The 7978-nt window shown below is 69.7% G+C and carries 10 protein-coding genes and 1 pseudogene; 1 reads left to right on the top strand and 10 read right to left on the bottom strand.

Features of this window, described 5'->3' with window-relative positions; all coding sequences use genetic code 11:
- Positions 1-77: 77 nt before the first annotated feature.
- The 9 genes and pseudogenes from NLX86_RS30410 to NLX86_RS30370 all read right to left on the bottom strand — a co-directional run.
- Positions 78-581, bottom strand: a pseudogene (locus tag NLX86_RS30410) (aldo/keto reductase); the annotation flags it as partial.
- Between the two features lie 139 nt (positions 582-720).
- Positions 721-1071 (bottom strand): PRC-barrel domain-containing protein, encoded by a 351-nt coding sequence (locus NLX86_RS30405; RefSeq protein WP_254375029.1) that lies wholly within the window; start codon positions 1069-1071, stop codon positions 721-723.
- A 76-nt stretch (positions 1072-1147) separates the two neighbouring features.
- The gene (locus tag NLX86_RS30400) at positions 1148-1318 is read right to left on the bottom strand and encodes a hydrophobic protein (RefSeq protein WP_254375028.1); all 171 of its coding nucleotides are present in this window, start codon (positions 1316-1318) and stop codon (positions 1148-1150) included.
- 79 nt (positions 1319-1397) lie between these two features.
- Positions 1398-1565 carry a hypothetical protein gene (locus NLX86_RS30395; protein ID WP_254375027.1) on the bottom strand — a complete coding sequence of 56 codons (168 nt, stop codon included), beginning with the start codon at positions 1563-1565 and terminating at the stop codon, positions 1398-1400.
- A gap of 22 nt (positions 1566-1587) precedes the next feature.
- A complete protein-coding gene (locus tag NLX86_RS30390) occupies positions 1588-1944 on the bottom strand; it encodes a PRC-barrel domain-containing protein (protein WP_254375026.1) in 357 nt (118 codons plus the stop codon).
- 78 nt (positions 1945-2022) lie between these two features.
- A complete protein-coding gene (locus tag NLX86_RS30385; RefSeq protein WP_254375025.1) occupies positions 2023-2334 on the bottom strand; it encodes a hypothetical protein in 312 nt (103 codons plus the stop codon).
- A 30-nt stretch (positions 2335-2364) separates the two neighbouring features.
- Positions 2365-2781, bottom strand: coding sequence for a universal stress protein (locus NLX86_RS30380; RefSeq protein WP_254375024.1), 417 nt, complete (start codon positions 2779-2781; stop codon positions 2365-2367).
- 1 nt (position 2782) lies between these two features.
- A complete protein-coding gene (locus tag NLX86_RS30375; RefSeq protein ID WP_254375023.1) occupies positions 2783-4276 on the bottom strand; it encodes an APC family permease in 1494 nt (497 codons plus the stop codon).
- A 105-nt stretch (positions 4277-4381) separates the two neighbouring features.
- Complete coding sequence (locus NLX86_RS30370) at positions 4382-5845, bottom strand: diacylglycerol kinase family protein (protein WP_254375022.1); 1464 nt, start codon at positions 5843-5845, stop codon at positions 4382-4384.
- 145 nt (positions 5846-5990) lie between these two features.
- Between NLX86_RS30370 and NLX86_RS30365 the strand changes: the two genes are divergently transcribed.
- Positions 5991-7181, top strand: a complete 1191-nt coding sequence (locus NLX86_RS30365) for a PP2C family protein-serine/threonine phosphatase (protein ID WP_254375021.1) — start codon at positions 5991-5993, stop codon at positions 7179-7181.
- Positions 7182-7194: 13 nt separating this feature from the next.
- Here NLX86_RS30365 and NLX86_RS30360 read toward each other — a convergent pair whose 3' ends face one another.
- Entirely contained in the window at positions 7195-7710 is a 516-nt protein-coding gene (locus NLX86_RS30360; protein WP_254375020.1) for a MarR family transcriptional regulator, read from the bottom strand.
- Positions 7711-7978 lie beyond the last annotated feature (268 nt).

The following is a 7978-nucleotide window of genomic DNA, read 5'->3' as shown; positions in this document are numbered from 1 at the left end:
GCCGACCAGCGCGAGCATCCCGCCCGGCCCGCACACCAGCACCCGTGACCTGCAAACTTCATGTTGCACAGGGCTCAGTGGTTGCTCACGCCCAGCAGGCCGACGGTTCCGTCAGCGACCAGTGCGGCGAAGCCCTCGACCGTTTCCCCGAGGGGCACCGCCGCGTCCGCGACGTGCGCGTACAGCAGGTCCAGCTTCTCCACGCCGAGCCGTTCCCGGCTCCGCTCCGCGGACTCGCGGATCACTTCGGCCGAGAGCCCCTCGATGTCGTGACTGAAGGTGGAGCTGGGGGAGTTGGGCCGCCCGCCGACCTTGGTGGCGATGACGATCTCGTCTCCGACGCCGCGGCTGCGGCGCCAGCGGCCGAGCAGCTCCTCGCTCTCTCCGCCCTGAGTGCCGTTGATCCAGAACGCATAGTTGTCGGAGGTGTCGATGAAGGTGCCGCCGGCCTCGACGTACCGGTCGAGGATCGCGAACGACGTCGCCTCGTCGGTGGCCGTGCCGAACAGCATCGCGCCCAGGCTCAGGACGCTCACCTCGCGGCGTGCCTTCGCGTCCTGGCCGATCGTGCGGTATCTCATGCGCGTTCCTCTCGTGCGTCCGCTCCGGGGCGTTGCACCCGAGCTTGGATCTTCGAGCGCACTCGATGTCAACCCCCGGCGGGCACGCCGACGGGGCCGGCCGGAGAAGTCCGGCCGGCCCCGCCCATGTCCCGTGCGGTCAGGCGCGGTGGCTGCCGTAGTAGCCGCCGATCTGGTCGTGGTACCCGGCATCGCCGATGTGCTTGTCCTTGTCGAACTCGGGGGCGTCCTTGATCTCGTCCTTGGTCCGGTTGACGTAGATCTTCTCCTCGGCCGCGTCGACCCGCGTGACCGTACCGGCCGGCAGCAGGACGTGCTTGCCGAAGATCCACACACCCGTGTCGACGACGAGATACGCGGAGCCGACGTCGTCGGAGTGCTTGTCGACCTTGCCGATGGTTCCGTCCGTCGCCTCGACCTTGTAGCCGATCAGGCTGTTGCCCACGGTGTGGCCGGTCGTCGGCTGGTAGCCCCAGATGTTCTCACTCATTGAGCGTCTCCTTCATCGACGATTTCACGCAGCGAAACGAAATGCATTTCGCCCTGAATTTCTCGACCAGATTCCTCTACCAGCGGTACCAGCGACCGCGTCGGCCGCCACTCGCGGGCGGCCGGACAATAAATCCGAGCAGCCACACGACCAGGACAATGACCGCTATCCACCACAGTGCCTTGAGCGCGAAGCCCGCACCGAAAAGGATCAGGGCGAGCAGGAGAACGAGAAGCAGGGGGACCATAGTTATCAACCTCCAGGCCATCGTCTGCCCCGAGGAAGTCCCGCCACACGTTCGAAGCAGAATTTCGTGGTGGTGGAGTTCAGCGCACGGGGCGGCGGCCGGTGCGCCGCCAGCGCAGGGCGGCGTAGGCCATGTCGATCAGGAATACAGAGATGCCGATGATCAGCAGGTAGAAAAGTCCCTCGACAAGAATTCCGATGACGCCGAGCACCAGGGCGACAATGACCAGGAAGAGCACCAGAGCCATGATCTGAGGCTTTCTACGAGAATCAGCGGCGGCCCAGCACGCGTTCGCCGCCGGCGCCCGGCTGATAGGGCAGGTCGTAGTGATCAAAAATCGCCTTCTCGTCCTCGGCGGGCAGCACGTCGTCGGTGCCCATCGACGGCGCGTCCTTCACCAGCGATCGGGGATAGGCGACTTTGACGTAGTCGGGGCCGACGACGGCTCCCGCCAGCGGCACGAAAGTGAGGCGGCGCCGCGTCGGCAGGCCCGTCACGACCGTGGCGACGGCCGGTTCGTCGGTGCGGGTGTTGACGTACACCGCCTCCAGCGTCCCGACTCTGCGCCCGTCGGCGTCAACCACGTCGCGCGTACGCCACTCGCGGATATCTGCGGTCTCGATCACGTCGGCTCTCCTCGTGGCAACCACCACACGCCGGTGGTGGTGTTCGTCGGCTCTTCGCCCGCACCACAGATCTTCCCCCTACACGCCACCGATACGTGTGACCTCAGGATCTGCCGGCGGCGTGTTATTCGCGGGTGCGTGGGCGATGGCTGGTGTCGCACCAGGGGTACCGCTGACCACCAGCTCTTCCTTGTTCTGGTCCGCTTCGACCAGGGCCGCGTAACGGCGGTCGGTGACCGCGGCCTCCGGACCGGCCGCCCGAGTTGCCGCAGCGAGTGCTCTTCGCCGCTCAGCGGCCAGGGCGAGCGCTCCGGTGCCGGTGGCGACGTCCAGCGAGACCGGAGCCGTGGGTTTCCCTTCGGCCCGCGTACCCCTGCTGTGCGCGATCATTGCGCCGTTTCGGGCAGCTCAATCTTCGGTTCAGTCCTCGGTCGGAACGCAGAGCACCGGAATACGCGCCAGATGCAGCAGCTTGTGCGGCGTCGAGCCCAGCAGCGCACCGCGCATCGGGCTCTCGCCCCAGCTGCCGACCACGATGACCCGCGCGTCATGACGTGCCGCGGCTTCGAGCAGCGCCTGAGCCGGCTTCTCGTCGATGATCTCCACCGTCGTCGGCACTCCTGCCTCGTCGGCCGCTTCGACGGCGTGGTCGAGCGCGGTGCGCCCGGCCTGGCGGATCGCCTCGTGGTGGCTGCGGTACTCCTCGCCCGCCCCGCCGGGGGCAGCGGCGCCGTACACGAGTACGAGCGGCTCGCCGAACGCGGCCGACACCTCGATCGCGACGCGCAACGCGCGCGCCGCGCCCGGCGACTCGTCGTATCCCAGGACGACCGACATCTCAGGACTCCTTGCCGTGGACGAGTTCGGGTTGGGCCACACTGCGGCGCTCCGACCAGAAGACAGCCGACGTCAGGCGCCACACGCACATGATGACCACGCCCGTGGCCGCGACGCCGATGCCGATGACGAGCGGAGGGCCGAGCCCGAACCAGGAGACACCGCTGTAGGAGTTCTCGGGGTCGGACATGTCGATGACCGACTCCACGAGCAGCCATGCCAGCAGCAGGGCGCCGACCAGCGGGCCGATGCCGATGAGTACGAAGTTGCGGACGCTCTCGGTCAGGTGGCGGCGGTAGTAGACCGCGCACGCGAGGCCCGTGAGCGCGTAGTAGAACGCGATCAGCAGTGACAGCGCCGTCAGTGAGTCGAAGAGGGCGTTCTCGCTGATCCGGCTGACGACGAGGTACCAGGCGATCGCGACGCCGGCCACCCACCACGTGCTCACATGAGGCGTACGGAAGCGCGGGTGGATCCGTGCGAGAGGCGACGGCAGCGCGTGACGGCGTGCCATGGACAGCGCTGTGCGCGACGCCGGGATGATCGTCGTCTGGGTCGAGGCCAGCGCGGACGTCGAGACGGACAGCAGCACGACCCAGTCCCAGCCGCCCATCACCTCGCCGGCGAGCAGGGCGAAGATCGCCTCCTCCTCTTCGGCGTTGTCGGCCAGGAACTTCGGTCCGGCGTACGCCACGACCGCGATGCCGACCGACAGGTACGTCACCAGCAGCACGACCGTCGACCAGACTCCGGCCCTCCCGGCGGCGCCGGCGGAGCCCTTGACCTCCTCGGTGAGGTTGACCGCCGACTCCCAGCCCCAGAACATGAACACGCCCAGCAGCAGACCGCCGGTCAGCGCCGAGCCGCCGGCTCCGAACGGGTTCAGCCAGTCGATCGCGGGTGTCACGGAGTCGAGCGAGCTCGTGCCGGCGTAGACGCGGTAGATCGCCACCACCGCGAACAAGAGCAGGAAGGCGACCTGGGCGAGGATCAGGACGTCCTGCACCCTGGCGGACGCCTCGGTGCCGATGACGCACACCGCCGTCATCACGAGGATGACGAGCACGGTCAGCGACTGGACGACGAGGTCGCTGTCGGCCCAACTGTCGAGACCGACACCGAGCAGGCCGAACCGTACGGCGATATCGGCGAGCGAGCCGATCACCAGAACGCCGGTCATCATGATGGCCCACCCGCCGAGCCAGCCGGCCCAGGGCCCCATCGCCCGGGTGACCCAGGAGAATGTCGTACCGCAGTCCTGGTCCACCCTGTTGAGGTAGAAGAACGCCGACGCGATGAGCAGCATCGGCACGAAGGACGCGAGCACCACGCCGGGGGCGTAGATGCCCACAAGCGCCACCATCGGGCCGATGACCGCGGCCAGTGAGTACGCCGGGGAGGTGGAGTTCAGGCCGATGACGAGTGCGTCGACGAAGCCGATCGCATCGGGTTTCAGGCCACGGGGCGGCTGCGCGCCCTTGATGTCGTCGGCCATGTGTCCTCGCTTCGGTGGTGCGTGGATCCATAGGAACAGCCAGGCGGTTCCCAGTCCAGCACACCGCGCGGTCGGGCTACTGCCGAGAGTGACTGAGCCGGAGGGTCAGCCGAGCCATGGGTCCTCGCCGCCCGCGGGGCGGTAGACGGTCAGCGCGCGCGTTGTCTTTCCCAGCACCAGGCTCCCTTCGGAGACGCGGGCGACCTCGCCGTCGTACGCGAAGTGGGGGTCTCCCTCCAGCGCGTCCACGCGCAGCGTGCGCAGTTGTGCGGTGACGAGCACCCGCGAGTGGTGAAGCGTGCCGGTGAGCACGGCCAGCAGCAGCCGGGTGCGGGCCCACGGCGTGTTGCCGTCCACCGCGCGGATGTCGAGCAGCCCGTCGTCGAGCCGCGTCCGGTACGTCGGGGCGAAGCCCGAGGGCTGGTAGACGCCGTTGCCCGCGAAGAGCAGCCACAGGCGTCGAGGACGGCCGTTGACGGCGACGGTGATGGGGCGGCTGCTCGCCAGCACCCGGGCCAGGCCGACGGCCAGGGCGGGCCACTTGCCGATGCTGGCCTCCAGCTTCTCCCGCGCGTGGACGAGTTCGGGGTAGACGCCGAGGCTGAAGGTGTTCAGGAAGACCTGCTCCTCGCCGTCAGGAGACGATGCCCGGCCGAGGTCGACGGTGACCGCGTCGCCGCCGGTCACCGCACGTACGACGTCCTGCATGGACTCGATCCCGAGGTCCGCGGCGAAGTGGTTGAACGTCCCGCCCGGGAAGACGGCGAGCGGCACACCGTGCCGTACCGCCGCTTCCGCCGCCGCGTTGACGGTCCCGTCGCCGCCGCAGACGCCGAGCGCGCCGCCCTGCCCGGCCGTCTCGCTCGCCGCCTGCTCCAGCAGCGCGGGCAGGTCGTCCTCCGGCCCGAGTTCGGTGATCCTCGCATCGGGCAGCAGCGCCCGCAGCCGTTCCACCGTGGCGTGGGAACTCCCGGCGCCGGTGATGCCGGACCCCGGGTTGACGACCAGGCTGAGTCCGACCCCGCCGGGCAGCGGCGGTGCGGGGAGGCGGGGACGTACCGCCACCGCCGGAGAATCCGGTATCACTGGCCACCAACGGGACGTCAGCGCAGCGGCGCAGGCTCCGATCGCGACCCCGGCCAGCACTTCGCCGGAACCACGCAGCCCCGACCGGAGGCGGGACGCGGCGACGGCCGCCGCGAGCGGGGCGACGACGACTCCGTAGCGTGGGGACTCCAGGGCGACGCCCACCGCGAAGGCCGCGGCCGATGCCGCCGGGCCCAGGGTGGGCGGCGTGTACTGCGGCCGGCCCACGAAGCGCCGCAGGACCGCCGCCGCGTCCAGGACCGGCCGCTCGTTCCGGGCGTACGGCTTGGCGACCGTACGGGTGATCACGGACGCGAGAGCGAAGGATCCCGCTCCGCGGAGCGCCGCTCTGCGTGCGGTGCGCCCGCCGGCGATACCGAGCAGCGCGGCCGCGCCGTACCAGAGCAGCCCGCTGTCGGCCGTTCGGGTCAAGAGCGGCACGTAGCGGTCCCGCAGCTTGAGGGGGTGAAGCCGTCGTCTCATGGTGGAGCAACTACCCCGAGACGCGACGCGCAGCCGCTACGCTCCAGCATTGCCGCATGACAACTATTGATCAGGCGGCGCAAAATCGGAACTCGCCCATGGACCCGGCCCGAGTACCCGTAAGGGCCGGAGAAGTCAGGATCACGTGGACAGAATCGCCGCGGTCGAGCGTGCACTGCGCACCGCCGCACCCCACATGCTGCTCGATGTCGTCACGGTGGCCCTGCGGGAACAGTACGAGGCCAGTCGCGTCGACCTGCGGCTCGCCGACTACGGAGTGCGGTCCCTGCAGGCCGTCGAGCAGATTCCGTTCACGACGGAGCCGGTGTCGATCCACGACAGCCCTCAGGGCCGCGCCTTCGGGTCCCAGGAACCGAACGTCGTGCCGGATGAGGACGCCGGGACGGTGCTGCTCCACCTGCCGGTCACCATCCGCGGCGACCGGATGGGAGTGCTCACCGTGACGCTCCCCGAGGACCGCTACGCGCAGGCTGTCCTGCCCGAGATCCAGCACATCTGCGAGGCGCTCGGGCACGAGATCCTCGTCGCGGAGCGCGACACCGACCTGTATCTGCTGGCGCGCCGCGCCGCGCGCCTCACCCTCGCCGCCGAGATGCAGTGGCAGCTGCTGCCCGGCCGTTCCTGCTCACGCCCGGAGTTCTCGCTCGGCGCGCACCTCGAACCCGCGTACGCGATTTTCGGCGACAACTTCGACTGGTCCGTCTCCGCCGATCACCTCACGCTCACCCTCACCAACGGCATGGAGGAGGGCATCGAGGCCGCACTGCTGACCAACCTGGCGGTCAACGCCCTGCGCAACGCGCGACGGGCGGGCCTCGGCCTGGTCGACCAGGCAAGTCTCGCGGACCAAGCGGTGTACGCCCAGTACCGGGGTGCCTTCCATGTCTCCGTGCTGCTGCTGCGCTTCCATCTCGCGAGCGGCGACGTGGAGGCGGTGGACGCCGGGTCTCCGCGCATGTGGCGTATGCGGGAGCGTACGGTCGACGCCCTCTCCTTCGACGCTCAGCTGCCGCTCGGCATGTTCGGGGACACGGCCTATGTCACCGAGCACCTCCGGGTGCTCCCGGGTGACCGGCTGCTGTTCGGCAGCGACGGGGTGTACGGGACTCTCTCCCCGGACGGCGAGAGCTACGGACAGCGTGCCCTGGCCCGGTCACTCGCCGGCACCCGCTTCCTGCCGCCCACCCAGGTGCCCGGAGCGGTACTGCGCGAACTCGCCGCCCACCGCGGCGAGACTCCGCTGGACGACGACGCTCTCGTGCTCTGCCTCGACTGGCACGGCCGGCAGAGCGCCGCCGCCTCCGCCCAGCAGTAGCGGCAAGCGGGCGTCACGCGGACCGCATCGTGCTGTCGCCCGGCTTGGGCCTGCCGACGGTCTCCGCTTCCTCCACCGCGTCCTGGAAGCCGGTGAGCCCCTCCACCAACGCCTTGCGTGCGGTGGGTGTCATCGCGGCGATCGCGGTGAGCAGGGCCTCTTCGCGTCGCGCCCGCAACTCCCGCAGGTAGGTCTTCCCCCGGCCGGTGAGGCGGAGTTCGAGCTCGCGCCGGCTCACGGGGCTCGGGGCGCGCTCGACGAAGCCCAGCGCTTCGAGCCGGTCACAGAGCCGGCTGACCGACGGGGGTGCCGAGCCCAGCAGCTCCCCCAGGGTGCGGAGGTTGATGCCCTCCTCGCGGTCCAGGCTGTACAGCACGCGCAGCTGCGACGGAGACACCGGATGCGAGGACACGGCGTCCCGGCCCCGCTCCCACAGCACTTCGAGCAGCTCGATAACCTCACCGGCGGCCCGGGCGGCGTCCCGGGACCGCCGGGGCGACCGGTCGCCGCTGCCCTTTGCGCTTTCCACCCGGCAACCATATCTCCGCCGGGCCACGGGGCAGCAGTACGGCCGCCGGGTCCAATTCAGCCAGGTTCAGTTCAGGTGGACACCGATCAGACATGTGTCGTCATCGGTGTCGGAGCGACTGTGGGTCAGCAGCCGGTCCAGATACTGCTCGAGCTCCGGTGCCGGTTGCCGCGCGACGGCAGCTGCCGCAACTCGGGTTCCCCCACAGCACCTGCCGGGGTCTTCCGCTCGGCGCCGCGCCCCGTGGCCCGCTTGCCCGCCCCCTGCC

It is taken from the genome of Streptomyces sp. A3M-1-3 (assembly GCF_024213665.1).
In the GTDB taxonomy this organism is placed as follows: Bacteria; Actinomycetota; Actinomycetes; order Streptomycetales; family Streptomycetaceae; genus Streptomyces.
This window is presented reverse-complemented; position numbering and strand designations above follow the sequence as displayed.

What these genes read in the sequence shown, in the direction of transcription:
- NLX86_RS30405 (WP_254375029.1), bottom strand. Translation starts at nt 1,071, where the DNA reads ATGAGTGAGAACATCTGGGGCTACCAGCCGACGACCGGCCACACCGTG.
- NLX86_RS30400 (WP_254375028.1), bottom strand. Translation starts at nt 1,318, where the DNA reads ATGGTCCCCCTGCTTCTCGTTCTCCTGCTCGCCCTGATCCTTTTCGGT.
- NLX86_RS30395 (WP_254375027.1), bottom strand. Translation starts at nt 1,565, where the DNA reads ATGGCTCTGGTGCTCTTCCTGGTCATTGTCGCCCTGGTGCTCGGCGTC.
- NLX86_RS30385 (WP_254375025.1), bottom strand. Translation starts at nt 2,334, where the DNA reads ATGATCGCGCACAGCAGGGGTACGCGGGCCGAAGGGAAACCCACGGCT.
- NLX86_RS30380 (WP_254375024.1), bottom strand. Translation starts at nt 2,781, where the DNA reads ATGTCGGTCGTCCTGGGATACGACGAGTCGCCGGGCGCGGCGCGCGCG.
- NLX86_RS30375 (WP_254375023.1), bottom strand. Translation starts at nt 4,276, where the DNA reads ATGGCCGACGACATCAAGGGCGCGCAGCCGCCCCGTGGCCTGAAACCC.
- NLX86_RS30370 (WP_254375022.1), bottom strand. Translation starts at nt 5,845, where the DNA reads ATGAGACGACGGCTTCACCCCCTCAAGCTGCGGGACCGCTACGTGCCG.